Origin of the sequence: Streptomyces wuyuanensis, from assembly GCF_900103455.1 — a bacterium.
In the GTDB taxonomy this organism is placed as follows: Bacteria; Actinomycetota; Actinomycetes; order Streptomycetales; family Streptomycetaceae; genus Streptomyces; species Streptomyces wuyuanensis.
The window spans coordinates 71,431-97,234 of sequence record NZ_FNHI01000007.1 but is presented as its reverse complement, the minus strand read 5'-3'; the positions used below and the strand labels follow the sequence as shown (position 1 = coordinate 97,234).

Genomic DNA, 25,804 nt, shown 5'->3' with positions numbered 1-25,804 from the left:
TCAGCCGCCGGAGGCCGCCGCGTCGCAGGACTGGGCGCGCAGGGCGCGGGCGAGGTCGTCCCGGGACTCGAGCACCAGCCGGCGCAGCGCCGGGGGCGCGTCCGCGTGGGAGTCGAGCCACGCGTCCGTCGCCCGCAGCGTGGCCTCGTCGTCCTGGAGGGCGGGGAAGAGGCCGCGGACCACGTCCATGCCGATCTGGATCGACCGGCCGGCCCACACCCGTTCGATCGCCGCGAAGTACTTCTCGGCGTACGGCCCGAGCAGTTCCCGCTGCGACGCCTGCGTGAAGCCCGAAATAGTCGCCTCCACCAGGGCGTTGGACAGCGCGTCGGACTCCACGACCTGCGCCCACGCCTGGTCCTTGACGGCGGCGGAGGGCCGCGCGGCCAGACAGCGCACCTGGTGGCGCTTGCCGGACGCGGTGTCGTCCCGAGCCAGCTCCGCGTCGATCGCCGACTCGTCGGCCACCCCGCGCGAGGCCAGCGGCTCCAGGAACGCCCAGCGCAGCTCCTGGTCCACGTCCAGCCCGTCGATCTTGGCAGTGCCCTCCAGCAGTCCCTGGAGCAGCTGGAGGTCCGCGTCCGTGGCGGCCACGGACGCGAAGAACCGCGCCCACGTCAGCTGGTGCTGGCTGCCCGGCTCCGCGAGCCGCAGCTCGCGCAGCGCGCCCTCCGACAGCCGCCGGCCGCCCTCCTCGCGCCACTCGGGCGCCGCGTAGTGGACGAGGGCGGTGCGCGCCCAGGCGTGCACCATCTGCAGCACGCCGATGTCCGACTCCCGGCCGGCGAAGTCCAGGACGATTCCGGCGAAGTCGCGCGCCGGCATCAGGGCGTCCCGCGTCAGGTTCCACAGCGCCGACCAGCACACGGCCCGCGCCAGCGGGTCCGTGACCGAGCCGAGGTGCCCGCGCAGCGTCTCCAGCGAGCCCTCGTCGAAGCGGACCTTGCAGTAGGTGAGGTCGTCGTCGTTGACGAGCACCAGCGCCGGGCGCTCCTGGCCGGCCAGCTCCTCCACGACCGTCCGCGCACCGGTGACGTCCACCTCGGCCCGCGCGTAGCGCACCAGCTCGGTGCCCTCGTGCCGGTACAGGCCGACGGCCACCCGGTGCGGCCGGGCCGGAGTCGAGGCGGCGGACCCGGTCTCGCCGTCCTGCACGACCGCCAGTTCGGTGATCCGGTCGCCCGCGTCACAGGTGAGCTGGGGCGTCAGCGTGTTGACTCCCGAGGTCTCCAGCCAGGAGCGCGACCACGCCTTCATGTCCCGGCCGGAGGTCTCCTCCAGCACCGACAGCAGGTCGTCGAGACGGGTGTTGCCGTAGGCGTGCCGCTTGAAGTAGCGCCGCGCGCCCTCCAGGAACGCGTCCGGACCCACGTACGCGACGAGCTGCTTGAGGACCGACGCGCCCTTGGCGTAGGTGATCCCGTCGAAGTTGAGCTTGGCGTCCTCCAGGTCGTGGATGTCGGCCGTGATCGGATGCGTGGACGGCAGCTGGTCGGCCCGGTACGCCCACGCCTTGCGGTTGTTGGCGAACGTCACCCAGCCGTTGCGGAAACGGGTCGCCTCGACCAGCGAGAACGCCCCCATGAAGTCGGCGAAGGACTCCTTCAGCCACAGGTCGTCCCACCACTGCATGGTGACCAGGTCGCCGAACCACATGTGCGCCATCTCGTGCAGGATGACGTTCGCCCGGCGCTCGAACGACGCCTGCGTCACCTTGCCCCGGAAGACGAACTCCTCCCGGAAGGTCACACAGCCCGGGTTCTCCATGGCACCGATGTTGTACTCGGGCACGAACGCCTGGTCGTACTTCCCGAACGGGTACGGGTAGTCGAAGTGGTCGTGGAAGAAGTCGAGGCCCTGCTTGGTGACGAGGAAGATGTCGTCCGCGTCGAAGTGCTTGGCCAGCCCCTTGCGGCACATGGCGCCGAGCGGGATCTCCAGCGTCGTCCCGTCGTCGAACGTCCGCGTGTAGAGGTCGGTCTCGTAGTGGTACGGGCCGGCCACGACCGCCGTGATGTACGTGGAGATCGGCTTGGTCTCCGCGAAGCGCCAGGTCCCGCCCTCGCGCGACTCCACCGCGCCGTTGCTCCAGACCGTCCAGCCCTCGGGTGCCGCCACCTCGAAGCGGAATGGGGCCTTCAGGTCCGGCTGCTCGAAGTCGGCGAAGACCCGCCGGGCGTCGGCGGGCTCGTACTGCGTGTACAGATAGACCTCGCCGTCCTCCGGGTCGACGAACCGGTGCATGCCTTCGCCGGTCCGGCTGTACGCACACTGCGCGTCCACCACCAGCACGTTCTCCGCCTGGAGGCCGCTCAGGGCGATCCGCGCGCCGTCGAAGACCTCCGCCGGGTCGAGTGCGCGGCCGTTGAGCGTGACCGCGTTCACCGAGGGGGCGACGAGATCGGCGAAGGTGCTGTCGCCCTCGCCGGTGCGGCGGAACCTGATCGTGGTGACCGAACGGAACGTCCGCGGCTGGGCCTCCTCGCTCTCCGCGGTCGCGGACCGCAGGTCGAGGAAGACCTCGTACCCGTCGACCGACAGCAGCTCGGCCCGTGCGCGGGCCTCGTCGCGGGACAGATTCTCTCCGGGCACGTCCACTCCTTCGTGTCTCGTTCGGACAGGACCGATCCTCGCACGCGCTCGTGACCGCGGGCATCGGGGAATGCGGTCGGCGAGCGCCGGTGTTGGCTCCCCCGGAGCGCGCCCCCATCACGAGCACGAGGAGTGACATGTCCGACAACAGGACCCCCGCAGACTTCTGGTTCGACCCGCTGTGCCCCTGGGCCTGGATGACCTCGCGCTGGATGCTCGAGGTGGAGAAGGTGCGGCCGGTGGACGTGCGCTGGCACGTCATGAGCCTGGCGGTGCTCAACGAGGACAGGCTGGACGAGCTCCCCGAGCAGTACCGCGAGGCGATGAAGAACGCCTGGGGGCCCGTGCGCGTCGTGATCGCCGCCCAGCAGAAGTACGGTGACGAGGTCATCGGCCCGCTGTACACAGCGCTCGGCACCCGGATCCACAACGAGGGCCGCGGCATCACGCCCGAGGTGGTCCTGGAGGCACTGGACGCGGTGGGCCTGCCGGCCGAGCTCGCGGACTACGCCGAGTCGGACGCCTACGACGCCGAGCTGCGCGCCTCCCACAACGAGGGCATCTCCAAGGTCGGACAGGACGTCGGCACGCCCGTCATCGCGGTGCCCGGCGCGGACGGCGAGCAGATCGCCTTCTTCGGCCCGGTCGTCACCCCGGCGCCCAAGGGCGAAGAAGCGGCGAGGCTCTGGGACGGCACCCTGATGGTGGCGTCGATCCCGGGCTTCTACGAGATCAAGCGCACCCGGACGAAGGGCCCCGACTTCTCCTGAGACGTCCTCCGGGCCGGCCCCGGACCCGGGAACGGAAGGACCCCCGCGAGTCATGTCCTCGAGGGGGTCCTTCTTCTTTCCGCCTGCCGGTGAAGGTTGAGAAGACGATCACGAGCAGGACGGCCTGCGGTCCCGTGACGGGGACCGTGTCACGGGGTGATGAGCGGGGTCCGGTCCTTGGCCTCGGCGTGGCGCTTCGCCACGTCCTGCCAGTTGACGACGCCCCACATGGCGTCGATGAAGTCCACCTTCTGGTTCTTGTACTGCAGGTAGAAGGCGTGCTCCCAGGCGTCGAAGACCAGGATCGGCACCGAGCCCTGGCCGACGTTGCCCTGGTGGTCGTAGACCTGCTCGACGATCAGCCGGCCGCTGACCGGCTCGTAGGCCAGCACGCCCCAGCCCGAGCCCTGGGTGGTCGCGGCGGCCTTCGACAGCTGCGTCTTGAACTTGGCGAAGGAGCCGAAGGATTCGGTGATCGCGTCGGCCAGCTCGCCGACCCCGTCCGCGGCCAGCGGCTCACCGCCGCCGCCCTCCTTGGGCGCGGTCATGTTGTGCCAGTAGATGCTGTGCAGGATGTGGCCGGAGAGATGGAACGCGAGGTTCTTCTCCAGGCCGTTGATCGAGCTCCAGGCTTCCTTGTCGCGCGCCTCGGCGAGCTGCTCGAGGGTGTCGTTCGCGCCCTTGACGTAGGCGGCGTGGTGCTTGTCGTGGTGCAGCTCGATGATCTGCGGGTTGATCACCGGCTCCAGCGCCGCGTAGTCGTACGGAAGTTCAGGAAGCGTGTAAATGGCCATGTCCGAGCCCTCCGACTGCTTATTGCAAACTCTTCGCAATTGCAGGCTAGCAGCAGGAGGGTCCGGGACTTGATCAGCCCCTCGTCCCGGGGCCGTGCGTCGCGGAGGTCGCGGGGGTCGCGGAGGTCGCGGAGGTCCAGGACGACGGGGCCGGCATCGGGGGGAACCGGCCGGTGGCGGAGGGGCGCCGACGGGCTTCCGGGGCCTGCGGCCGGGCAGCTCCGGATGTGGTCGGCTCCGCACACGGGAGGACCCCCGGGCCGATACGGCCCGGGGGTCCTCGTGTCGCCCACGGCGCCCGCTCAGTCCTTGGCGGCCGCCTTCGCCGGCGCCGAGTCCCGCACGGTGCCGGCGGCGGCTCCCTCGTTCGCGAGCCCCGCCTTGCGCCTGCGCTGCAGCACGGCGCCCGAGGCGGCCAGCACCAGCGTCATCAGGCCGGTGGCCATCAGCTGGTCGCGGGTGTCGGGCTGGCGCAGCATCAGGACGAAGATCGCGAGCATGCCCGCGATGGAGATCCAGGTCAGCACCGGGAACAGCCACATCCGCACCACGAGCTTCTCCGGCGCCTCGCGCTCCGTGCGGCGCCGCAGCACCAGCTGGGAGACGGCGATGAACAGCCAGACGACCAGGATGACCGCGCCGATCATGTTCAGCAGCCACGGGAAGACGTCGTCCGGACGCCAGTAGCTGAGCAGCACGCACAGGAAGCCGAAGACGGAGGAGACCAGCACGGCGATCCGCGGCACGCCGCCGGAGACCCTGCCGATCGCCTTGGGGCCCTGGCCGCGCGCGACCAGGGAGTAGGCCATGCGGGAGGCTCCGTAGATGTTGGCGTTCATCGCCGACAGCAGCGCCACCAGCACGACGATCTGCATCACGAGACCGGCGCCCGGGATGTCCAGGTGGTTCAGCGCGGTGACGTACGGGCCCTTGTCGGGGTTGGCGACGTCCGGGTCGTCCCACGGCACCAGCGTGACGATGACCGCCATGGAGCCGATGTAGAAGAGCGCGATGCGCCACATCGCGGTGCGCACGGCCTTGGCGACACCCTGGACCGGGTGCTCGGACTCGGCCGCCGCGATGGTGACGGTCTCCAGACCGCCGTACGCGAAGACCGACGCGAGCAGGCCGATGACCAGTCCCTCCGTCCCGTGCGGCAGGAACCCTCCGTCACCCGTGAGGTTCGCCGTGCCGGGTGCCTCCGTCCCCGGCAGCACGCCGAGGATGGCCAGGCCGCCGAGGATCAGGAACAGCGTGATCGCCCCGACCTTGAGCGCGGCGAACCAGAACTCGAACTCGCCGAAGTTCTTCACGGCCGCCAGGTTGGTGCCGCAGAAGACGAGCATGAACAGCGCGACCCAGGCCCATTCCGGGGTGCCGGGCAGCCAGCCGCTGACGATCTTCGCGGCGCCGATGCCCTCGAGGCCGACGGCGACGGACAGCAGCACCCAGAACGACCAGCCGGCGGTGAAGCCCGCCCAGGGACCGAGCGCCCGCTCGGCGTGCACCGAGAAGGAACCGGAGGCCGGATTCGCCGCCGACATCTCGCCGAGCATGCGCATCACGAGCATGACGAGCAGGCCGGACACGGCATAGGCGATGACGATGGACGGGCCGGCGGCGGCGATACCGGCACCGGAGCCGACGAAGAGGCCGGCGCCGATCACACCGCCGAGGGCGATCATCGACAGATGGCGCTGCTTGAGGCCGTGGGCGAGCGACGAGTCGGCTTGGGTGCCGACGGGCGCGGGCGCCGAGGTCCGAGACATGGGAGTGCCTGTTCATGAGCGGATACGGGAGTGGCCCACAGTCTGGGGGGCGTACCGCTCACCGAGCATCGATGACCGCTATACGGACAAGATGCTCACACAATGTGAAGAACCGGTGCCGCATCAGGCAGCATTCGCCCCGTCGGGCAAACCTTGCCTGACGCGGCACTAGGTGCGACTCGCCCGCATGTCGCGCAACTCCCGGAGCCACGCCACCAAGAGCACCAGTGCCGTCGCCGCGGCCGACCACAGCACCTGGGGCCGGGCGCCCTCGTCGCCGAGCATCAGCACGAGCACGGCCGCGATCCCGGCGAGCGCCACCCAGGTCAGCCACGGGAAGCCCCACATCCGCAGCGTCAGCGTCTCCGGCGCCTCGCGCTCGATCCTGCGGCGCAGCCGCAGCTCCGACACGGCGATCAGGCCCCACACGAACAGCAGCACCGCGCCGACCGCGTTGAGCATGTAGAGGAAGACGGTGTCCGGCCACTTCAGGTTGAGCAGGACGGACACGAAACCGAACGCGACGGAGGCGAGCACGGCCCGGCGCGGCACCCCGCCACCGGAGACCCTGAGCAGCCCCGTGGGCGCCTCGCCGCGCTCGGCCAGCGAGAACACCATCCGCGAGGAGCCGTAGAGATTGGCGTTGAGGGCGGACAGCAGAGCCACGAACACCACGATGTTCATGATCTGTCCGGCCCCCGGCACACCGATCGCGTCCAGGACCGCGACGTACGGGCTCCGGCCCGGCTCCATCGCCGTCCACGGCAGCACGGTCACGATGACCAGCATCGAGCCGACGTAGAAGAGGAGGATGCGCCACACCGCGCTGCGCACCGCGCGCCCGACCGCGCGGGCCGGATCGTCCGACTCGGCCGCCGCGATCGTCACGACCTCCAGCCCGCCGAAGGCGAAGACCACGGCGAGGACGCCGGCGACGACGCCCTCCCACCCGTTGGGCAGGAAGCCGCCCTGCCCGGTGAGGTTCGCCAGACCCACCGGCTGCGTGTCCGGCAGCAGCCCGAGGACCGCCAGGGTGCCGAGGACCAGGAACAGCACGATCGCGCCGACCTTGAGCGCGGCGAACCAGAACTCGAACTCGCCGAAGTTCTTCACGGCCGCCAGATTGGCCACCGTGAAGACCAACATGAAGATCAGCACCCAGGTCCACTGCGGGACGCCCGGCACCCAGCCGTTGGCGATCGTCGCCGCACCGGTCGCCTCCACGGCGAGCACGACCACCAGCAGGAACCAGTAGAGCCAGCCGGCGGTGAAACCGGCCCAGCGGCCGAGGGCCCGCTCGGCGTGCACGGAGAAGGCGCCGGACGCGGGCATCGCCGACGACATCTCCCCCAGCATCCGCATGACCAGCATCGCCAGCGCCCCCGCGAGGAGGTACGAGACCACGATGCCGGGGCCGGCGAGCGCGATGCCCGCACCGGAACCGACGAACAGCCCCGCCCCGATCACCCCGCCGAGACCGAGCATCGTCAGATGGCGCTGCTTCAGCCCGTGGGAGAGGGGTTCGGCCTCGGTGGCCAGAGGGCTGGGCGGTGCGTCGTGCATGTGCTCGGGACTCTCGGCAGTGCGGGGATTTGGCGGGAACCTACAGTCTCTCCGAGCACTGCCTCCTTCTCCAAAACGGCACCTCTCGGCCGTCACCTCAGTGACGAGCATCACGCGCCCCTGGTGCTTGTCCCGGCTGCTTTGTGTGAACTCCACCATGCGGCCGCTCGGGCCTTTGTCATCGGCTGACGGTGATCGGTCGTTCACTCCTGGGCTAACGTCGCCATGTCCACATCGACGTCATCACCGCCCTCGCACCCGGAGTCCCGATGAGCACTGCTGCCGCTTCCGCCCCCCGCCAGGGGCTGGTCCTCGCCGATCTGCTGCCCGCCTCGCGCGCCAAGTCCGCGGTCGACGCGGCCCTGGTCGTCGGTGGCGCCGCGCTCACCGGCGTCGCCGCGCAGATCTCCGTCACCGTTCCGGGCTCCCCGGTCCCGGTCACCGGCCAGACCTTCGCGGCGCTGCTCGTCGGTACCGCGCTCGGCGCCCGCCGCGGCTTCCTCTCCCTCGCGCTGTACGCCCTCGCCGGGATGGCGGGCATGCCGTGGTTCGCCGAGGCGTCCTCCGGCTGGGCCATGCCGTCGCTCGGCTACATCCTCGGCATGCTCGTCGCCGCCACCGTCGTCGGCGCCCTCGCCCGGCGCGGGGCGGACCGCTCCGTCCCGCGCACCGCGGGCGCGATGGTCCTCGGCTCTGCGATCATCTACGCGATCGGCGTGCCGTACCTGGCGCTCGCCACCGGGATGACGCTGTCCCAGGCCGTGGCGGCCGGACTGACCCCGTTCCTGATCGGCGACGCGCTCAAGGCCGCGCTCGCGATGGGCGCGCTGCCCGCCGCCTGGAAGCTCCTCGGCAGCCGGGGCTGAGCACTCGGCGGCTCCCGCGGGGAGCCGCACTGTTCCCGAAGAGGTCCGCCGGTCGTGACGACCGGCGGACCTCTTCCGCGTCTCGCCCCGGTACGCCTCGTGGTGCGCGCGGCCGGGGCGGGGAAGCGGCCGGCCGCGGCGCCTTACGCGCCGACGGGAACCGCGCGGTCCCCTGCTCGGCCCTGTGCCCGGTACACGGCGAGGGACCGGAGCGGTGCCAGGGGACGACGGCAGTGCACGGGGCGGAGGGGCCCTCGGGGTTCACGGACGCCGGGGCGTCCGGCGGCGTCGGCGCACGCACGAGGGGCGCCCCGCACCCAGGTGCGGGACGCCCCTCGTTCCGTTCGGTGCCGTTCCCCGCCGCCGGGACGTCACGGGCCCGGCAGCGGAAGGCGTCAGCCCCTGGCGTCCTCGGTCACCGGGGCAGCCGGGACGGCGTCCTCGGTCCGCTGGGCCGGGACCGCGTCCGCGGCCGGCTTCGGCCGCACCCGCTGGAGCACGAGACCGATGGCCACCACGACCGCCGCCACCAGCAGCGACAGGAGCACGACCTCGCGGTTCGCGTCGTCGAAGAGCATGTAGCCCAGGACGAAGACGATCATCGCGGCGGTCGCCCAGGTCAGGTACGGGAAGAGCCACATCTTCACCGTGACCTTCTCCGGGGCCTCGCGCATCAGGATCCCGCGCATCCGCAGCTGCGTGAAGCAGATGACGAGCCAGACGAAGAGCGCGACCGCACCCGAGGAGTTCAGCAGGAACAGGAAGACCGTGTCCTTGTAGGCGTAGTTGGCCCAGACGGCGCCGAAGCCGAAGACGACCGAGGCCAGGATGGCGGTGGTCGGCACGCCCTTGCCGTTGACCTTGGCGAAGGACTTCGGCGCGTCGCCGCGCTCACCGAGCGAGAACGCCATGCGGGAGGCGGTGTACAGACCCGAGTTCAGGCAGGACAGCACGGCCGTCAGCACGATCACGTTCATGATCTGGCCGGCGTGCGGGATGCCGATGGAGTCCAGGGCCGCGACGTACGACCCCTTCTCGACGATCGACTTGTCGTTCCACGGCAGCAGCGTCAGCACGACGAAGATCGAGCCCAGGTAGAAGACCGCGATCCGCCAGATCACGCTGTTGGTGGCCTTGGTGACCGCGCGGCGCGGGTCCTCGGACTCGCCGGCGGCCAGCGTGACGATCTCGCTGCCCATGAAGGAGAAGACGACCATCAGCACACCGGTGAGGATGGCGCCCGCGCCGTTGGGCAGGAAGCCGCCGGCGTCGGTCAGGTGCGCGAAGCCCGCGCCCGGGTTGTCCGAGCCCGGAAGCACACCGAAGACGGCCAGCAGACCGATGACGACGAAGGCGCCGATGGCGACGACCTTGATCCCGGCGAACCAGAACTCGAACTCGCCGTACGAGGCGACCGAGGCGAGGTTGGTGGCGGTGAGCACGACCATCACGATCAGCGCCCAGGCCCACTGCGGGACGGCCGGTATCCAGCCCTCCAGGATCACCGCACCCGCGGTGGCCTCGACCGCGAGCACGACGACCCAGAAGAACCAGTAGAGCCACCCGATGGAGAAGCCGGCCCAGCGGCCGAGCCCACGGTCGGCGTACGCCGAGAAGGAACCCGAGTTCGGGCTCGCCGCGGCCATCTCGCCGAGCATGCGCATCACGAACACGACCAGCATGCCGACGAGCAGGTACGACACGAGGATGGCGGGGCCGGCGGCGGCGATGCCGCCGGAGGACCCGACGAACAGGCCTGCGCCGATCACGCCACCGATGGCGATCATGGACAGATGGCGATTCTTCAGTCCGGCCTTGAGACCGTCGGAAGGCTGGGAAATGCCGGGTTCACCGGCACTCGCGCCTGCCTTCGTAAGGGTCGGCTGGGGGTTCATGGACGATTCCTTACATGTGCGGTTCGCTCGGGTGACGAGCCCGAGCATTCAAACCGTTGACCCGTCGGTAAGAAAGACCTGACTCCGGATCGTGATGATGGGCACGTCGCCCGGTCACTCTCCGCGGTCGTGCGGTCATCCGAGAGGGTCCGTCGCCGGACCCCGCTGACGTCTGCCCGGCCTCGCGCGTGCCACACTCGGACCATGCGCGTGTACCTCGGCTCCGACCATGCCGGCTTCGAACTCAAGAACCACCTCGTCGAGTGGCTCACGGCCCACGGCCACGAGCCCGTCGACTGCGGCCCCCACATCTACGACGCCCAGGACGACTACCCGCCGTTCTGCCTGCGCGCCGCGGAGCGGACCGCAGCGGACCCCGACAGCCTCGGCATCGTGATCGGCGGCTCCGGCAACGGGGAGCAGATCGCCGCCAACAAGGTCAAGGGCGTCCGCGCCGCGCTGGCCTGGAGCGTGCAGACCGCCGCCCTCGGCCGGGAGCACAACAACGCCAACGTCGTCGCCGTCGGTGCCCGCATGCACACCACCGACGAGGCCACGACCTTCGTCGAGGTCTTCCTCAAGACCCCGTACTCGGGCGAGGAGCGCCACACCCGCCGCATCGAGATGCTCGAGCGGTACGAGACCACCGGCGAGCTGCCCCCGATCCCGGCCCACCACCCGCAGGAGCCCACCGCCTGATGCCCGAAGGGCACACCATCCACCGGCTGGCCGCCGACTACCGGGAACGGTTCGGCGGCCGGTCCGTGCGGGTCACCAGCCCGCAGGGCAAGTTCGCCGACTCCGCGGCGCTGCTCGACGGCACGGTGCTCGAGCGCACCGAGGCCCACGGCAAGCACCTCTTCCTCGGCTTCGGTGGCTCCGACGGCGGCGAGTGGATCCACATCCACCTCGGCCTGTTCGGCAAGGTGGACTTCGGCGACGGGCCCGCACCGCCGCCCACCGACACCGTGCGGCTGCGGCTCGCGAACCCCGACGCCCACGTCGATCTGCGCGGCCCCACTGCCTGCGCCCTGATCACCGACGGCGAGAAGGCCGCGATACACGCGCGGCTCGGCCCCGATCCGCTCCGGCCGGACGACGACCCCGACCGCGCCTGGGCCAGGATCTCCCGATCCCGTACGACGATCGCCGCCCTGCTGATGGACCAGAAGGTCGTCGCGGGCGTCGGCAACGTCTACCGCGCGGAGGTCCTGTTCCGTCACGGCATCGATCCGTACCGCGCGGGCAGGGACCTCACCGAGCGGGAGTGGCGCGCGCTCTGGGCCGACTTGGCCGCCCTCATGCGCGAGGGCGTACGGAACAACCGCATCGACACCGTCCGGTCCGAGCACACCCCGGAGGCGATGGGCCGGCCGCCGCGGGTCGACGACCACGGCGGCGAGGTGTACGTCTACCGCAGGGCGCAGTTGCCCTGCCACATCTGTGGCGGCGAGATCCGCACCGCCGGTCTCGCCGCCCGCAACCTCTTCTGGTGCCCGGGCTGCCAGCCCGCGTAGCGCACGCCCGGCCACCGGCTCTCCGCTGACCGCGGCGGCCGGGGCCGGCGCCAACGGTGCGGAATTGGAGCGGCACCTCAGGTCGCGCCCCCGCCCGGCCGCCGCGCGTCTCAGAAGCCGTGCGGCAGCCAGGGCGCCGGGTCCGAGGCGAAGGCCGTCGACGCCTCCGCCAGCGCGCCACCGCGCAGCTCGTGCACCCGGCCCGCCCCCGCCAGGGACGACAGCGTCACCCCGCCAAGGTAGGCGGCGCCCAAGTCCCTCACGCTCACCGCCAGATCGGCGGGACCGGCCGTGCGCTCGCACGACGCGCCCTTGGTGTCCCCCGAGAGGCGCCAACGGCCCTCGTTCCAGGGGCAGAACGCGTCCTCCACCTCCAACACCACGTCCACCGGCGTCCGGTACGTCCTCGCCGCCAGCGCCGCGCCCACGTCGACCAGCCGCGCGTGCAGCGAGTCCCGCACCCGGACACCACAGCGCCGGACGTCCGTGACGAGGTGCAGCAGCGGATCGTCCACCGGCCGGTTGCGGACCCGGATCCGCGACGTCAGGTCGATGCCGAAGAGGAAGCGCCACAGCGCCGCGTACGCCGCCGGGTCCAGCGCCTCGACGTCCCGCAGCAGCAGCGAGCCGTTCGGCCCCGAGGCGTCCCACTCAGGCTTGTTGTGGAAGCGGACGTAGCCCACCACGTCGCCGTCCCGCTCGGCGAGCACGCACTGCATCGCCGAGGCGCCCTCGCGATCGGCGGGCGGGTCGAGCAGCGGGAGCCGCTCCCAGCCCGGTGTGTGCGCGAGCATTCCCGGCCGCGAGCCGATCCTGCTCCGGTACACCGCCTCGCACGCCTCGGCGGACTCCGCGACCGGCGCGAACCGCAGCCGCACGTCGTCCGTCCCGGGGGGCGCGGTGATCCGCGCCCGGACCGTGTCGATGTCCAGGCTCAGCTGGTGCGTCGCGATGCCGTATCCGAACCGGCCGTAGATCTCCGGCTCCGAGGCCGTCAGCAGGGCGAGCGGCTCGCCCAGTTCACGGACGTCGTCCAGTTGGCGCCGCATCATCGACGTGAGGACTCCCCGCCGCCGGTGGGTGGCGGCGACGCTCACCATCGTGACCCCGGCCGCCGGCACGAGAGAGCCGCCCGGCACCGACACCCGGAAGGAGAAGGCCCCGGCCGTGCCGACGCACTCCCCGCCGTCCCACACCCCGATCGAACGCTCGCACTCCGTGAGTTCGTTCCAGAGCTTGCGCTCCGCGGGGGACTCCGGGACGCCGCCGAAGGCGAGCTCCAGCTTCCCGTACCACTGGTCCCACTCCTCGCGACGGAGTACCCGCAGTTCAGTCGTCATGCGCCATGCCTACCAGGGCACCGCGTCCCGTCGCGACCCGATTTCGAACGCAATGTCATGGGGTCCCCCTCCACGCGGGACGAGGGTGTGGATAGGGTCGCCGACGATGGCACGTGGCGCAGCGGACTCGTACGCGGCCCGGCTGCGCAAAGCGACGCACCGGGCCCGCACGACGCTGCGCAAATCCGGGGTCGACTACTTCCGCGGCGACGGCTCCGACTGGATCGCGCTGGCCGGACTGCTGCTGACCGTCCCGGCGATCGCCTGGGGCACGATCCTCATGCCGGTGTGGTGCACGCCGGCCGCCCTCGTCCTGCCGATCGTCGCGGGCGGACTGCTGCTGCGACCCGCGAGCCTGCTCGGGCTGTACGCGGCCGCGGCCCTGGCGCTGATCGTGGAGTCCCTGGTGCTCGGCCCCTACACGGAGGGCCCGGCCCGGGTCACCCCGGGAACCGTGCTGGTGGTGGCGGCCTGCGGCTTCTTCGGGCTGCTGATCGCCCAGTTCCGCGCCCGGGTCGGGGTGCCCTGGCGGCGCGGCGGCACGATGCTCTTCGACCTGCGCGAACGGATCCGCGTGCAGAGCGCCCTGCCGAGGCTCCCGCAGGGATGGCACCGCGAGATGGCGCTCCGCCCCGCCGGTGGCCAGTCGTTCTCCGGGGACTTCGTCGTCGCGGCCCGCACCAACGGCGGCCGCACCCTCGAAGTCGTCCTCACCGACGTCTCCGGCAAGGGCATGGACGCGGCCTCCCGCGCCCTGCTGCTGTCCGGAGCCTTCGGCGGCCTCCTCGGGTCCCTCCCGCCGCACGGCTTCCTTCCCGCCGCCAACGGCTACCTCCTGCGCCAGGACTGGGACGAGGGCTTCGCCACCTCCGTCCACCTGGTGCTCGACCTGGACTCCGGCGACTACGAACTGCTGTCCGCCGGCCATCTGCCGGGCCTGCAGCTCAGCGCGGGCACCGGCCGCTGGGAGGAGAAGGCCGCGGAGGGCCCGTTGCTCGGCGTGTACGAGGGCGCCCAGTTCGACCCGGTCAAGGGCACGCTCCGTCCCGGAGACGTGCTGATGCTCTTCACCGACGGCCTCGTCGAGGCGAACGACCGGGACATCGCCGAGGGCATGGACCGGCTCACCGGCGAGGCCGACCGCTATGTGGCGACGGGCTTCGAGGGGGCCGCCTGGCACCTCATCGAGGCCGTGGCGAAGGACGTCAACGACGACCGGGCGCTGCTGCTGATCCGCAGGGAGCCGTGACCTTCGCACGGGATCCGGGGCCTAGAGTCGTACCCATGCCGAACCTCACGCTCGACCAGGTCGAGGCGATCGCCCGGGAAGCCCATGCGCACCAGACGGACAAGGCGGGACGGCCCTACGCCGAGCACATCCGGGCCGTGGCCGACGGAGTGAGGGAGCGGGGCGGCACCGACGAACAGATCGCCGCCGCCTGGCTGCACGACGCGATCGAGGACGGCGTGCTGTCGCGGGAGTGGCTGGCCGCGGCCGAACTCCCGGAGCAGGTCAAGGACTTGGTGGACGCCATGACCAAGCGCCCGGGGGAGGACCCCGAGTCGTACGCCCGGCGTATCCTCGCCACACCGGGCGCCCGTCTCGTCAAGGAGGCCGACCTCGCCCACAACGCGGACCCGGGGCGGCTCGCGGTACTGGACGAACCGACCCGGACCCGGCTCAGCGCGAAGTACGCGGCGATGCGGCGCCTGCTCGGCCTGGCAACTGCGTGACGTCCCGTCGGAACGCCCACGACAACTCCGGCTCGGTCGCGAACCTCAGTGCGCGCCGCACCGGCGGCGTGCAGAACAGGGTGACGGCCGCGGCCGCGGCGATCGTTACGGCGATCTCCCCTGCGGGCTCCGCCAGCCACGGGTACTGGGCCACCAGCCCCAGGTAGTCCAGGGACTTCACCAGGAAGCCGTGCAGCAGGTAGCCGCAGATGGTGCCCGCCCCCAGCACGGTGAACCACATCCTGCGGCGCGGTACCCAGGCGAGGAAGGCCGCCGTGAGCAGCAGCGCGCAGCCGAAGAGGCCGAAGGTCATCAGCGGGCCCGTCCACCAGGGCGCGTCCAGTTCCTCGGCGCTGGTGGAGCGGTAGAACCAGCCCATCCGCACGTCCGGCGCCACCCAGTAGGTGAACAGTGCCGCGCCCGCGGCCACCGGCAGCGCCAGCAGCCGCACCTCCCGGCGCCGGAGCATCTGGAAGTGCTCCGGCCGCATCGACAGGCCCAGCACGAAGAACGGCAGGAACTGCAGGATGCGCTGGAGGTCGAGGTCCTGGCCGATCCCCGGCGTCAGCGAGCCGAGCGACGCGATGACCAGGGACACCGCCAGCGGATACCTGATCGACCGCCACAGCGGCGTCGACAGCCGCCACACGAACAGGGCGATCAGGAACCACGTGAGGTACAGCGGATCGGTCAGGCTGAAGGGGTAGTCGGGATCGTCGTCGGCCCACCGCTTGAAGAGCGTGTAGGCGATCTCGAACACGAAGAACGGCACCACAACACCGCTGACCAGCCGCTTCAGCTGGTCGGGGCGGGCCTGGAAACTCCGTGAGAAGTAGCCGGAGATGATGATGAAGGCCGGCATGTGGAAGGTGTAGACGAACATGTACGCCGCCCTGGTGGCGCGGCTGCCGTCCATCACCGGCTCCCACGCGTGCGCGACCGCGACCAGCACGATGGCGAGGTACTTGGCGTTGTCGAAGTAGGCGTCGCGTCTCTTGACCGGCGGCGCCTGTGCCTCCTGCGACACCGGTGCCGGCGGCGCGGGCGGAGTCGGTTCGGCCGTCGCTGTCCTCCCTGGGAGGGGCTCCGGCTCACGGGAGGCGTCGGGGACGCGGTCCCTCTGCAATCCATTCGGAGCGTGGAACATTCGAGGCACCCTAACCGGATGCAATGGAATTCGTAAAACCCACCGGAAGATCTCCTGCATTCGTCACCGACACGACCGCCAAACGTCCGATATGCCCCAATTAATACCGCTTAAACGGGGCGAAACGTCGAAGCTCAAGGCATCGGTGAATTTCCTCACCGACATTTTCTGAATTTCTTGTGACCCGGATGTGTGTAATTCGCATCGGCGGGTAGCAGTAAGCGGTGATGCGCCGCCGACCCATCCGTCGGCGCATCGCGATGTGAGCTGATCCATCCACCGACGGTCCGTCAGGCGGTCACCGTCCCCCGGCTGTTGGTGGCACGATGGTGGGGACGGGGGTGTGCCGGGCCGCACGCCCCCCGGCGGGCAAGGCGGACCGACCGAGGGTGTGATCAGTTGTGGCCATTTCACTGTCTGTGGTGCTGCTGTTGGCGATCATCCTCGTGGTGATGATCCGCGGTGGCTCGATCAAGGCCGGTCCCGCGATAGTCGCGGCGCTCTTCGGCTTCTTCCTCGCCTCGACCGGCATGGCGCCGTCGATCAACAACTTCCTGGACTCGCTCGCGGATTCGATCAACGCGATTAGATTCTGAACCGTTTCGTTCACTTTCTTTCGCCGACCATACCGCTATGGCCCGGTCCTGGCCCTGGCCACAGCGGTATGGCCAGGGCCAGGGCCGTAGCGGACCCCGCCCGGAGCGCGCCGCGCCGGGGGCCGTGGCGGAACGAGTGCGCGGACGGACGGGAGCCTGGGAAACGCATCAGGGCCAGGTGGAGGATTCGACCTCCGACCTGGCCCTGAGCCGTGGAGAGCGGGCGACGGGAATCGAACCCGCGTAGCTAGTTTGGAAGACTAGGGCTCTACCATTGAGCTACGCCCGCAAGCACCGCGCCGCAGGTCGTGGTGGCCGCGGCACGAAGAGCATCGTAGCGGGTCCCGGACGTCCGCCGCACACCCATTGCCCCGGCCGCGCCCCCGCCGCCGCCCCGGGCGCCGTCTGCGACCGGGGAACCGCGGGGAAAAGGGGCCTGACCACAGCCTGGGGGCATGTACCCTACGTGTCGCACCGACGGGGTGTGGCGCAGCTTGGTAGCGCGTCCGCTTTGGGAGCGGAAGGCCGTGGGTTCAAATCCCGCCACCCCGACCAACGTCGCGATCACGCCTGGGTCAAGATCGCATTGTGGGGCTGATCCCGCTTGCGGTTACTATGCAATCTGTGTGCCCGTGTGTCTGACCGAGTGTCCGAAGCGCCGGGCCCGATCCGCTGCGCCGCCGCCGGACAACACTCCGTGGTGAGCCCAGCAGAACCCCAGTATTCAGCCACCAAGGAGACCGAACCGTGAAGAGCGCCGTGGAGACCCTGAACCCGACCCGGGTTCGGCTCACTGTCGAGGTGCCCTTCGAGGAGCTCAAGGACAGCCTCGACGCGGCGTACAAGAAGATCAACCAGCAGGTCACGGTCAAGGGCTTCCGCAAGGGCAAGGTCCCGGCGCGCGTCATCGACCAGCGGTTCGGCCGCGGCGCGGTGCTGGAGGAGGCCGTCAACGACGCGCTCCCGAAGTTCTACACCGAGGCGGTCAACGAGGCGGAGATCAACCCGCTTGGCCAGCCCGAGGTCGACATCACCGAGCTGAAGGACGGCGAGACGCTGAACTTCACCGCCGAGGTCGACGTCCGCCCGGTCATCGAGATCCCGGACTACTCCGGCATCGAGGTCGAGGTCGACGCCGTCGAGGTGTCGGACGAGGACATCGAGAAGTCCGTCGAGCAGCTCCGCACCCGCTTCGCCTCCACCTCCCCGGTCGAGCGCGCCGCCGCCGACGGCGATGTCGTGACGCTCGACCTGGAGGCCAAGGTCGACGGTGAGGTCCTCGCGGACGGCGTCGCCGACGGCGTGCAGTACACGATCGGCTCCGGAGAGCTCCTCGACGGCATCGACGAGGCCGTGACCGGCCTGGAGGCCGGCGGCGAGGCCACCTTCACCTCTCAGCTGAAGGGCGGCTCCGCCGAGGGCAAGGACGCGGAGATCACCGTCAAGGTGACCCAGGTCGCCGCGCGCGAGCTCCCCGAGCTGGACGACGAGTTCGCCCAGATGGCCAGCGAGTTCGACACCCTCGAGGAGCTGAAGGCCGACAGCCGCAAGCGCCTCGAGAACATGAAGCAGTACGACCAGGCCACCCAGGCCCAGGAGCGCGTGCTCGAGAAGCTCCTCGAGCTCGTCGAGGTCCCGGTCCCCGAGAAGCTCCTCGAGGACGAGATCCGCACTCGCAAGCACAACCTGGAGCACCACCAGCTCGGCCAGATGGGCCTCGACCTCGCCAAGTACCTGGAGATCCAGGGCAAGACCGAGGAAGAGTTCGACGCCGAGACCAAGGAGCAGGCGGTCAAGGGCATCAAGACCCAGTTCGTGCTCGACGAGCTGGTCTCCCGGGAGAAGCTCAACGTCAGCCAGGAGGAGCTCACCGAGCACCTCATGCGCCGCGCCGCCTCCTCCGGCATGTCCCCCGACCAGTTCGCCCAGGCGGTCGTCGAGGGCGGCCAGGTGCCGATGCTCGTCGGCGAGGTCGCCCGCGGCAAGGCGCTCGCCACGGTCGTCGAGGCCTCCACGGTCAAGGACACCAACGGTGAGGTCGTCGACATGAGCGACGACGAGGACGAGGTCGAGGAGGCCACCGAGGTCGCCGCCGCGGCCACCGGTGACGAGGAGAAGTCCGAGGCCTGAGCCCCGGACTCCCGCCCGGGCGAGGGTCGGCGCCGAACCGCGCCGCCACCGCCTGCACCGACCCGTACGACGGGCCCGGAGGCGCCGATGCGCGCCCCGGGCCCGTCGTCGTCCCCCCGCCGGGCCGGGGAGGGCCTGCCGGGGCCGGAGAGGGGCTCCGAGTCGCCGTAGACCCCTGAGGGCCGCACCGGCCCTCGTGCGGACCGTGCCGGCCGCACATCCACAGGGCGTATTCATACCGGCGCGCGCCCCCCTAGCTTGCGCTCCCAGCGAACAGTTCGGGAACCGGGATGGCGCCCGCCCACCAGCGCGTTAGGGTCCATGAATACGAGGGCAGGGGACTACCCGCCCGCGGGGATCCCCCCGCCCCCAGGTTCCAAGACGCTGAGACGGCCGCAGCCGTCAGAGACGAGCAGGTGGATTACGTGACGATTCTGATGCCTAACGCCGCCGGTGAGCCGTCCATCGGTGGAGGCCTCGGCGACCAGGTCTACAGCCGGCTGCTCGGCGAGCGCATCATCTTCCTGGGTCAGCAGGTGGACGACGACATCGCCAACAAGATCACGGCCCAGCTCCTTCTCCTGGCCGCCGATCCCGAGAAGGACATCTACCTCTACATCAACAGCCCCGGTGGCTCGGTGACGGCCGGCATGGCGATCTACGACACCATGCAGTACATCCCGAACGACGTCGTCACCATCGGCATGGGCATGGCCGCCTCCATGGGCCAGTTCCTGCTCACCGGCGGCGCCACCGGCAAGCGCTTCGCGCTGCCGCACACCGACATCCTGATGCACCAGGGCTCGGCCGGCATCGGAGGTACGGCCTCGGACATCAAGATCCAGGCCGAGTACCTGCTGCGCACCAAGCAGCGCATGGCCGAGATCACCGCCCGCCACTCCGGCCAGACCGTCGAGACGATCATCCGCGACGGCGACCGCGACCGCTGGTTCACGGCCGAGGAGGCCAAGGACTACGGGCTCATCGACGAGATCATCTCCGCCGCTTCGGGCGTTCCGGGCGGCGGCGGCACCGGCGCCTGAACCCGGCCGCCGGGGGCCGACGCCTCCGGCACCGGGCCTGCGCCCCGCCCGCCCCCCGATACCCCAGCCCACCGAACGCCACCAGGATGGTGAACACGACCATGAACCAGTTCCCCGCAGCCTCCGCGAGCGGCCTCTACACAGGCCCGCAGGTGGACAACCGCTACGTCGTTCCCCGCTTCGTCGAGCGCACCTCCCAGGGCGTGCGCGAGTACGACCCGTACGCGAAGCTCTTCGAGGAGCGCGTGATCTTCCTCGGAGTCCAGATCGACGACGCGTCCGCCAACGACGTCATGGCGCAGCTGCTGTGCCTGGAGTCGATGGACCCGGACCGTGACATCTCCATCTACATCAACAGCCCCGGTGGCTCCTTCACCGCGCTGACGGCCATCTACGACACGATGCAGTTCGTGAAGCCGGACATCCAGACGGTCTGCATGGGCCAGGCGGCGTCCGCCGCGGCCGTGCTGCTCGCCGCCGGTACCCCCGGCAAGCGGATGGCCCTGCCGCACGCCCGTGTGCTGATCCACCAGCCGTCCTCGCAGACGGGCCGGGAGCAGCTCTCGGACCTGGAGATCGCGGCCAACGAGATCCTGCGCATGCGCGAGCAGCTCGAGGAGATGCTGGCCAAGCACTCCTCCACGCCGATCGAGAAGGTTCGCGAGGACATCGAGCGCGACAAGATCCTCACGGCCGAGGACGCGCTCGCGTACGGCCTGGTCGACCAGATCGTGTCGACCCGCAAGAGCACGGCCGCAGCGGCCGCCTGACGCTCGACCTGCCCTTGGCGCGGTACACGTCAATGTGAACCGCGCCAAGGGGGGCCCGAACCAGGGGCCCGGCAAGGTACCGTCGGATATGAGGCACCAGGAGCAGCTGAACCAAGCGCTCCCAGGCGAAGGGGAAGCACCTCGTGGCACGCATCGGTGATGGCGGCGACCTGCTCAAGTGCTCGTTCTGCGGAAAGAGCCAGAAGCAGGTGAAGAAGCTCATCGCAGGCCCCGGGGTGTACATCTGCGACGAGTGCATCGACCTCTGCAACGAGATCATCGAGGAGGAGCTCGCCGAGACCTCCGAGGTGCGGTGGGAGGAACTCCCCAAGCCGCGCGAGATCTACGAGTTCCTCGAGGGGTACGTCGTCGGGCAGGAGCCCGCGAAGAAAGCCCTCTCGGTCGCGGTGTACAACCACTACAAGCGCGTCCAGGCCGGCGAGAACGGCCAGGGCCGGGACGACGCGATCGAACTCGCCAAGTCCAACATCCTGCTGCTGGGCCCCACGGGATCGGGCAAGACGCTGCTCGCCCAGACCCTGGCCCGGATGCTCAACGTCCCGTTCGCCATCGCCGACGCGACGGCGCTGACGGAGGCCGGCTACGTCGGCGAGGACGTCGAGAACATCCTGCTGAAGCTCATCCAGGCGGCCGACTACGACGTCAAGAAGGCCGAGACCGGGATCATCTACATCGACGAGATCGACAAGGTCGCCCGCAAGAGCGAAAACCCGTCGATCACCCGGGACGTGTCGGGCGAGGGCGTCCAGCAGGCGCTGCTGAAGATCCTGGAGGGCACGACCGCCTCCGTCCCGCCGCAGGGCGGCCGGAAGCACCCGCACCAGGAGTTCATCCAGATCGACACGACGAACGTGCTGTTCATCGTGGGCGGTGCCTTCGCCGGCCTGGAGAAGATCATCGAGTCCCGCGCCGGCGCGAAGGGCATCGGTTTCGGTGCCACGATCCGCTCCAAGCGCGAGATCGACGCCAGCGACCAGTTCCAGGAGGTCATGCCGGAGGACCTGGTGAAGTTCGGGATGATTCCCGAGTTCATCGGCCGCCTCCCGGTCATCACCTCGGTCCACAACCTGGACCGCGAGGCCCTGCTGAAGATCCTGGTCGAGCCGCGCAACGCGCTGGTGAAGCAGTACCAGCGACTCTTCGAACTCGACGGCGTCGAGCTGGACTTCGACCGCCCGGCCCTCGAGGCCATCGCCGACCAGGCCATCCTCCGCGGGACGGGCGCGCGCGGTCTGCGCGCCATCATGGAGGAGGTCCTGATGTCGGTGATGTACGAGGTGCCGTCCCGCAAGGACGTCGCCCGCGTCGTCATCACCGCGGACGTCGTCCACAACAACGTCAACCCGACGCTGGTGCCGCGGATCGTGAAGAACGACGGCCGCCACGAGAAGAGCGCGTAGGCGGCACGCACACGCGAAGGGCGCCTGCCCGGTTCGGACGAACCGGGCAGGCGCCCTTGTGCGTTGGGCCCCGACGGGGTCAGGCCTTGACGCGGATCTCCTTGCGCAGCTTGGCGGCGATGCCGGCCGCGTCCTCGGGCGAGGTGCCCTTGCCCGCGAGCATGGACGCCATGTCCATCGGCATCACGAAGGCGACCGTGCTGCGGTCACCCCAGGCGCAGATCGTCATCGTCAACTCCTTGGGGCCCGCGGCAGGGGCGTCGGAGGCGTTCGGCTTCGACTTGATCTGCTGGCACTTCATAATCGCGCCGTCGAGCTCTGCGGGCTTGTACTCCTTCGGGCTGCCCAGCAGTTCCACCTCGGCGTCCTTGTCCTCCTTGGACTTCGCCTCGATGGTGGCGAAGATCGAGTCGACGACCGCTTCCGGGTCCTCGATCTCACCGTAGGCGCCACCGAACGTGAGCAGCTTGCCGGCCAGAGGGTTGTTCGCGTCCTTGACTTCCCAATTGGCCTCGACCTGCTTGCCGTTCTTGATGCCGCTCTTCTCGACGTCCTTGAGGAAGTCGTCGTCGGACGGGCCGCCGCTGCCGCCCGCCATCTTCTTGTACTCGGTGAGCACGGTCTCCGGCGTCGTCAGCTTGTGCGGGCCGTCGTCCGCGACCGAGCTCCCCCCGCCCGACGTGAACCACCACACACCGCCCGCGATCACCGCGAGCGCCACGACCACGCCGCCGATGACCAGGCCGTTCTTCTTGCCGCCCGGCTGGGACGGCGGCGGGGGCGGGTAGGCGCCGGGGCCCGCGCCGTACGGGGGCTGCTGGCCGTACGGGCCGGGCTGCTGGGCCTGGGGGTAGCCGTAGCCGGGCTGCTGCGGGGGGACACCCTGCGGAGGCTGCTGCGGGTAGCCGTAACCGGGCTGGGGCGCCTGCGGCTGCTGGCCGTGAGGACCCGGCTGGCCGTACGGGCCGGGCTGCTGGGGCTGACCGCCGTACGGGCCCGGCTGGTTGTAGCTCATTTCTGGGTTCCCCTCCAGATGCTTATGCGTTCCGAACATCCTGGCGGAAACCCACCGCCCCCGTGACACCGGGACCCACACCGTTACCGAACATTCCCGTTTCAGAACGGGACCGTGACACCTCTAAACTGTGGCCCGTGACCGAGAACACTCAGCAGCAGCCAGCAAGCACCCCCGAACTGCCGACCCAGTACGCGCCGGCCGAGGTAGAGGGGAAGCTGTACGAGCGCTGGGTAGAGCGCGGTTACTTCGAGGCCGACGCGAAGAGCGAGAAGCCCCCGTACACGGTCGTCATCCCCCCGCCGAACGTCACGGGCAGCCTCCACCTGGGCCACGCCTTCGAGCACACGCTGATCGACGCACTCACCCGCCGCAAGCGGATGCAGGGCTTCGAGACGCTGTGGCAGCCCGGCATGGACCACGCCGGCATCGCCACCCAGAACGTCGTCGAGCGCGAGCTGGCGAAGGAGGGCAAGTCCCGCCACGACCTGGGCCGTGAGGCCTTCGTCGAGCGCGTCTGGCAGTGGAAGGGCGAGTCCGGCGGCCAGATCTCCGGGCAGATGCGGCGCCTGGGCGACGGTGTCGCCTGGTCGCGTGAGCGCTTCACCATGGACGAGGGGCTGTCCCAGGCCGTCCAGACCATCTTCAAGAAGCTCTACGACGACGAGCTGATCTACCGCGCCGAGCGCATCATCAACTGGTGCCCGCGCTGCCTGACCGCCATCTCCGACATCGAGGTCGAGTACCAGGACGACGACGGCGAGCTCGTCTCGATCCGGTACGGCGAGGGCGAGGACGCGATCGTCGTCGCGACGACCCGCGCCGAGACGATGCTCGGTGACACGGCCGTCGCGGTCCACCCCGAGGACGAGCGCTACCGGCACCTCGTCGGCCGCGAGATCGAGCTGCCGCTCACCGGCCGCCGCATCCCCGTCGTCGCCGACGAGCACGTCGACCCGGAGTTCGGCACCGGCGCCGTCAAGGTGACGCCCGCCCACGACCCGAACGACTTCGAGATCGGCCGGCGCCACGGCCTGCCGAACCTCGCCGTGATGGACGAGCGCGCGGTCATCACCGCGCACGGCCCCTTCCAGGGCCTGGACCGCCTGGAGGCCCGTTCCGCCATCGTCGCCGCGCTGCGCGCGGAGGGCCGGATCGTCGCCGAGAAGCGGCCGTACGTCCACTCCGTGGGCCACTGCTCGCGCTGCAAGACCACCATCGAGCCGCGGCTGTCCATGCAGTGGTGGGTCAAGGTCGGGCCGCTGGCGAAGGCCGCCGGTGACGCGGTCCGGGACGGCAAGGTCAAGATCCACCCGCAGGAGATGGAGAAGCGGTACTTCGACTGGGTCGACAACCTGCACGACTGGTGCATCTCGCGCCAGCTCTGGTGGGGCCACCGCATCCCGGTCTGGTACGGGCCGGAGGGCGAGGTCGTCTGCGTCGGCCCCGACGAGGAGCCGCCGTCCGGCGAGGGCTGGCACCAGGACACCGACGTCCTCGACACCTGGTTCTCCTCCGGCCTGTGGCCGTTCTCCACGATGGGCTGGCCGGCGCAGACCGAGAGCCTCGCGAAGTTCTACCCGAACTCCGTCCTGGTCACCGGCTACGACATCCTCTTCTTCTGGGTCGCCCGGATGATGATGTTCGGCCTGTACGCGATGGACGGCACCCCGCCGTTCCACACCATCGCGCTGCACGGCATGGTCCGCGACCAGTTCGGCAAGAAGATGTCGAAGTCCTTCGGCAACGCGGTCAACCCGCTGGACTGGATGGACAAGTACGGCTCCGACGCGCTGCGCTTCACGCTCGCGCGCGGCGCCAACCCCGGTGTGGACGTCCCGATCGGCGAGGAATGGGTCCAGGGCTCGCGCAACTTCGCCAATAAGATCTGGAACGCGACCCGCTTCGCGCTGATGAACGGCGCCACGGTCGGGGGCCCGATGCCGTCGCCCGAGCAGATGTCGGCGGCGGACCGCTGGATCCTGTCGCGGCTGAACACGGTGGTCGCCGAGGTCGACGCGTACTACGAGGACTACCAGTTCGCGAAGCTCTCCGACACGCTGTTCCACTTCGCGTGGGACGAGGTCTTCGACTGGTACGTCGAGCTGTCCAAGACCACGTTCATGGGCGGCGGCGAGCCCGCGAAGGTCTCCGCCCGCGTTCTGGGCGAGGTCCTCGACGTCACGCTGCGCCTGCTGCACCCGGTGGTCCCCTTCGTCACCGAGACGCTGTGGACGACCCTCACGGGCGGTGAGTCGGTCGTGATCGCCGACTGGCCGACCGACAGCGGCTTCCGCGACGAGGCGGCCGAGCGCGAGATCGAGCTCGTCCAGCGCGTCGTGACCGAGGTCCGCCGGTTCCGCTCCGACCAGGGTCTCCAGCCCGGACAGAAGGTCCCGGCCCGGCTGACCCTCGACGGCACGGCCCTCGCACCGCACGAGGGCGCGATCCGGCAGCTGCTCCGGCTGCAGCCGGAGGGCGACTCCTTCCACGCCACGGCCACCCTCCCGGTCGCGGGCGCCGAGGTCGCGCTGGACCTCTCCGGCACGATCGACGTGGACGCGGAGCGCAAGCGTCTGGCGAAGGACCTCGCGGCCGCCGAGAAGGAGAAGGCCCAGGCCACCGCGAAGCTCGGCAACGAGGCGTTCCTCGCCAAGGCGCCCGACAACGTCGTGGACAAGATCCGCGGCCGGCTCGCCAAGGCCGAGGAGGACATGGAGCGCATCGCGGCCCAGCTGGCGAACCTGCCGCAGGGCTGAACCGCGCCACCGGCCGGAACGCACCAGGCCCCCGGAGTCCGCCGGACTCCGGGGGCCTCGGCGTTGGGGTGCGCACCGTCGCG

Annotated in this window: 20 protein-coding genes and 2 tRNA genes; 13 read left to right on the top strand and 9 right to left on the bottom strand. The window is 70.2% G+C overall.

Going from position 1 to position 25,804, the window contains the following annotated elements; translation table 11 throughout:
* Positions 1-2,592, bottom strand: a complete 2,592-nt coding sequence (gene pepN, locus BLT82_RS12490; protein WP_208867866.1) for an aminopeptidase N — start codon at positions 2,590-2,592, stop codon at positions 1-3.
* Between the two features lie 137 nt (positions 2,593-2,729).
* Between pepN and BLT82_RS12485 the strand changes: the two genes are divergently transcribed.
* The gene (locus BLT82_RS12485) at positions 2,730-3,362 is read left to right on the top strand and encodes a mycothiol-dependent nitroreductase Rv2466c family protein (protein ID WP_093654002.1); all 633 of its coding nucleotides are present in this window, start codon (positions 2,730-2,732) and stop codon (positions 3,360-3,362) included.
* 149 nt (positions 3,363-3,511) lie between these two features.
* On the opposite strand, the gene BLT82_RS12480 is transcribed toward BLT82_RS12485, so the two are convergent.
* The 3 genes from BLT82_RS12480 to BLT82_RS12470 all read right to left on the bottom strand — a co-directional run bounded on the left by BLT82_RS12480 (position 3,512) and on the right by BLT82_RS12470 (position 7,488).
* Positions 3,512-4,156, bottom strand: coding sequence for a superoxide dismutase (locus BLT82_RS12480; RefSeq protein ID WP_093654001.1), 645 nt, complete (start codon positions 4,154-4,156; stop codon positions 3,512-3,514).
* Between the two features lie 302 nt (positions 4,157-4,458).
* Positions 4,459-5,925 (bottom strand): amino acid permease, encoded by a 1,467-nt coding sequence (locus BLT82_RS12475; RefSeq protein WP_093654000.1) that lies wholly within the window; start codon positions 5,923-5,925, stop codon positions 4,459-4,461.
* A 168-nt stretch (positions 5,926-6,093) separates the two neighbouring features.
* On the bottom strand, positions 6,094-7,488 hold the full coding sequence (locus BLT82_RS12470) for an amino acid permease (RefSeq protein WP_093653999.1): 1,395 nt from the start codon (positions 7,486-7,488) through the stop codon (positions 6,094-6,096).
* 269 nt (positions 7,489-7,757) lie between these two features.
* Between BLT82_RS12470 and BLT82_RS12465 the strand changes: the two genes are divergently transcribed.
* Positions 7,758-8,354 carry a biotin transporter BioY gene (locus BLT82_RS12465; RefSeq protein WP_093653998.1) on the top strand — a complete coding sequence of 199 codons (597 nt, stop codon included), beginning with the start codon at positions 7,758-7,760 and terminating at the stop codon, positions 8,352-8,354.
* A gap of 395 nt (positions 8,355-8,749) precedes the next feature.
* Here the strand turns inward: BLT82_RS12465 and BLT82_RS12460 are convergent, their stop codons facing one another.
* Entirely contained in the window at positions 8,750-10,249 is a 1,500-nt protein-coding gene (locus BLT82_RS12460) for an amino acid permease (RefSeq protein WP_093653997.1), read from the bottom strand.
* Positions 10,250-10,453: 204 nt separating this feature from the next.
* Between BLT82_RS12460 and BLT82_RS12455 the strand changes: the two genes are divergently transcribed.
* Positions 10,454-10,948, top strand: coding sequence for a ribose-5-phosphate isomerase (locus BLT82_RS12455; RefSeq protein WP_093653996.1), 495 nt, complete (start codon positions 10,454-10,456; stop codon positions 10,946-10,948).
* Positions 10,948-11,766, top strand: a complete 819-nt coding sequence (locus tag BLT82_RS12450; protein ID WP_093653995.1) for an Fpg/Nei family DNA glycosylase — start codon at positions 10,948-10,950, stop codon at positions 11,764-11,766. The genes BLT82_RS12455 and BLT82_RS12450 overlap by 1 nt, the downstream gene beginning before the upstream one ends.
* Positions 11,767-11,876: 110 nt before the next feature.
* On the opposite strand, the gene BLT82_RS12445 is transcribed toward BLT82_RS12450, so the two are convergent.
* Entirely contained in the window at positions 11,877-13,106 is a 1,230-nt protein-coding gene (locus BLT82_RS12445; RefSeq protein WP_093653994.1) for a GNAT family N-acetyltransferase, read from the bottom strand.
* A gap of 106 nt (positions 13,107-13,212) precedes the next feature.
* Between BLT82_RS12445 and BLT82_RS12440 the strand changes: the two genes are divergently transcribed.
* Positions 13,213-14,355 (top strand): PP2C family protein-serine/threonine phosphatase, encoded by a 1,143-nt coding sequence (locus BLT82_RS12440; protein WP_093653993.1) that lies wholly within the window; start codon positions 13,213-13,215, stop codon positions 14,353-14,355.
* A gap of 35 nt (positions 14,356-14,390) precedes the next feature.
* The gene (locus tag BLT82_RS12435) at positions 14,391-14,840 is read left to right on the top strand and encodes an HD domain-containing protein (protein WP_093653992.1); all 450 of its coding nucleotides are present in this window, start codon (positions 14,391-14,393) and stop codon (positions 14,838-14,840) included.
* Here the strand turns inward: BLT82_RS12435 and BLT82_RS12430 are convergent.
* Positions 14,788-15,987 (bottom strand): acyltransferase family protein, encoded by a 1,200-nt coding sequence (locus BLT82_RS12430; protein ID WP_208867864.1) that lies wholly within the window; start codon positions 15,985-15,987, stop codon positions 14,788-14,790. The two genes, BLT82_RS12435 and BLT82_RS12430, sit on opposite strands and share 53 nt — an antisense overlap.
* A 401-nt stretch (positions 15,988-16,388) precedes the next feature.
* Between BLT82_RS12430 and BLT82_RS12425 the strand changes: the two genes are divergently transcribed.
* Positions 16,389-16,583, top strand: a complete 195-nt coding sequence (locus BLT82_RS12425; RefSeq protein WP_093653990.1) for a hypothetical protein — start codon at positions 16,389-16,391, stop codon at positions 16,581-16,583.
* A gap of 218 nt (positions 16,584-16,801) precedes the next feature.
* Here the strand turns inward: BLT82_RS12425 and BLT82_RS12420 are convergent.
* Positions 16,802-16,872: transfer RNA gene (locus BLT82_RS12420), tRNA-Gly, on the bottom strand.
* Between the two features lie 189 nt (positions 16,873-17,061).
* Here BLT82_RS12420 and BLT82_RS12415 point away from each other — a divergent pair.
* From BLT82_RS12415 to clpX, 5 genes are all read left to right on the top strand, one after another.
* Positions 17,062-17,138: transfer RNA gene (locus BLT82_RS12415), tRNA-Pro, on the top strand.
* 192 nt (positions 17,139-17,330) lie between these two features.
* Positions 17,331-18,713, top strand: a complete 1,383-nt coding sequence (gene tig, locus BLT82_RS12410; RefSeq protein ID WP_093653989.1) for a trigger factor — start codon at positions 17,331-17,333, stop codon at positions 18,711-18,713.
* 437 nt (positions 18,714-19,150) lie between these two features.
* Positions 19,151-19,756, top strand: coding sequence for an ATP-dependent Clp protease proteolytic subunit (locus BLT82_RS12405; RefSeq protein ID WP_093654246.1), 606 nt, complete (start codon positions 19,151-19,153; stop codon positions 19,754-19,756).
* A gap of 86 nt (positions 19,757-19,842) precedes the next feature.
* A complete protein-coding gene (locus tag BLT82_RS12400; protein ID WP_093653988.1) occupies positions 19,843-20,526 on the top strand; it encodes an ATP-dependent Clp protease proteolytic subunit in 684 nt (227 codons plus the stop codon).
* Between the two features lie 143 nt (positions 20,527-20,669).
* Positions 20,670-21,947 carry an ATP-dependent Clp protease ATP-binding subunit ClpX gene (gene clpX, locus BLT82_RS12395; protein ID WP_017944896.1) on the top strand — a complete coding sequence of 426 codons (1,278 nt, stop codon included), beginning with the start codon at positions 20,670-20,672 and terminating at the stop codon, positions 21,945-21,947.
* Positions 21,948-22,026: 79 nt separating this feature from the next.
* On the opposite strand, the gene BLT82_RS12390 is transcribed toward clpX, so the two are convergent.
* A complete protein-coding gene (locus BLT82_RS12390; protein WP_093653987.1) occupies positions 22,027-22,962 on the bottom strand; it encodes a flagellar basal body-associated FliL family protein in 936 nt (311 codons plus the stop codon).
* Between the two features lie 137 nt (positions 22,963-23,099).
* Between BLT82_RS12390 and BLT82_RS12385 the strand changes: the two genes are divergently transcribed.
* A complete protein-coding gene (locus BLT82_RS12385; RefSeq protein WP_093653986.1) occupies positions 23,100-25,721 on the top strand; it encodes a valine--tRNA ligase in 2,622 nt (873 codons plus the stop codon).
* Positions 25,722-25,804 lie beyond the last annotated feature (83 nt).

What these genes read in the sequence shown, in the direction of transcription:
- BLT82_RS12485 (WP_093654002.1), top strand. Translation starts at nt 2,730, where the DNA reads ATGTCCGACAACAGGACCCCCGCAGACTTCTGGTTCGACCCGCTGTGC.
- BLT82_RS12405 (WP_093654246.1), top strand. Translation starts at nt 19,151, where the DNA reads ATGCCTAACGCCGCCGGTGAGCCGTCCATCGGTGGAGGCCTCGGCGAC.
- BLT82_RS12435 (WP_093653992.1), top strand. Translation starts at nt 14,391, where the DNA reads ATGCCGAACCTCACGCTCGACCAGGTCGAGGCGATCGCCCGGGAAGCC.
- BLT82_RS12450 (WP_093653995.1), top strand. Translation starts at nt 10,948, where the DNA reads ATGCCCGAAGGGCACACCATCCACCGGCTGGCCGCCGACTACCGGGAA.
- BLT82_RS12445 (WP_093653994.1), bottom strand. Translation starts at nt 13,106, where the DNA reads ATGACGACTGAACTGCGGGTACTCCGTCGCGAGGAGTGGGACCAGTGG.
- BLT82_RS12400 (WP_093653988.1), top strand. Translation starts at nt 19,843, where the DNA reads ATGGTGAACACGACCATGAACCAGTTCCCCGCAGCCTCCGCGAGCGGC.
- BLT82_RS12475 (WP_093654000.1), bottom strand. Translation starts at nt 5,925, where the DNA reads ATGTCTCGGACCTCGGCGCCCGCGCCCGTCGGCACCCAAGCCGACTCG.
- BLT82_RS12460 (WP_093653997.1), bottom strand. Translation starts at nt 10,249, where the DNA reads ATGAACCCCCAGCCGACCCTTACGAAGGCAGGCGCGAGTGCCGGTGAA.
- BLT82_RS12430 (WP_208867864.1), bottom strand. Translation starts at nt 15,987, where the DNA reads ATGTTCCACGCTCCGAATGGATTGCAGAGGGACCGCGTCCCCGACGCC.
- BLT82_RS12440 (WP_093653993.1), top strand. Translation starts at nt 13,213, where the DNA reads ATGGCACGTGGCGCAGCGGACTCGTACGCGGCCCGGCTGCGCAAAGCG.
- BLT82_RS12390 (WP_093653987.1), bottom strand. Translation starts at nt 22,962, where the DNA reads ATGAGCTACAACCAGCCGGGCCCGTACGGCGGTCAGCCCCAGCAGCCC.
- BLT82_RS12465 (WP_093653998.1), top strand. Translation starts at nt 7,758, where the DNA reads ATGAGCACTGCTGCCGCTTCCGCCCCCCGCCAGGGGCTGGTCCTCGCC.
- BLT82_RS12470 (WP_093653999.1), bottom strand. Translation starts at nt 7,488, where the DNA reads ATGCACGACGCACCGCCCAGCCCTCTGGCCACCGAGGCCGAACCCCTC.
- BLT82_RS12480 (WP_093654001.1), bottom strand. Translation starts at nt 4,156, where the DNA reads ATGGCCATTTACACGCTTCCTGAACTTCCGTACGACTACGCGGCGCTG.
- BLT82_RS12455 (WP_093653996.1), top strand. Translation starts at nt 10,454, where the DNA reads ATGCGCGTGTACCTCGGCTCCGACCATGCCGGCTTCGAACTCAAGAAC.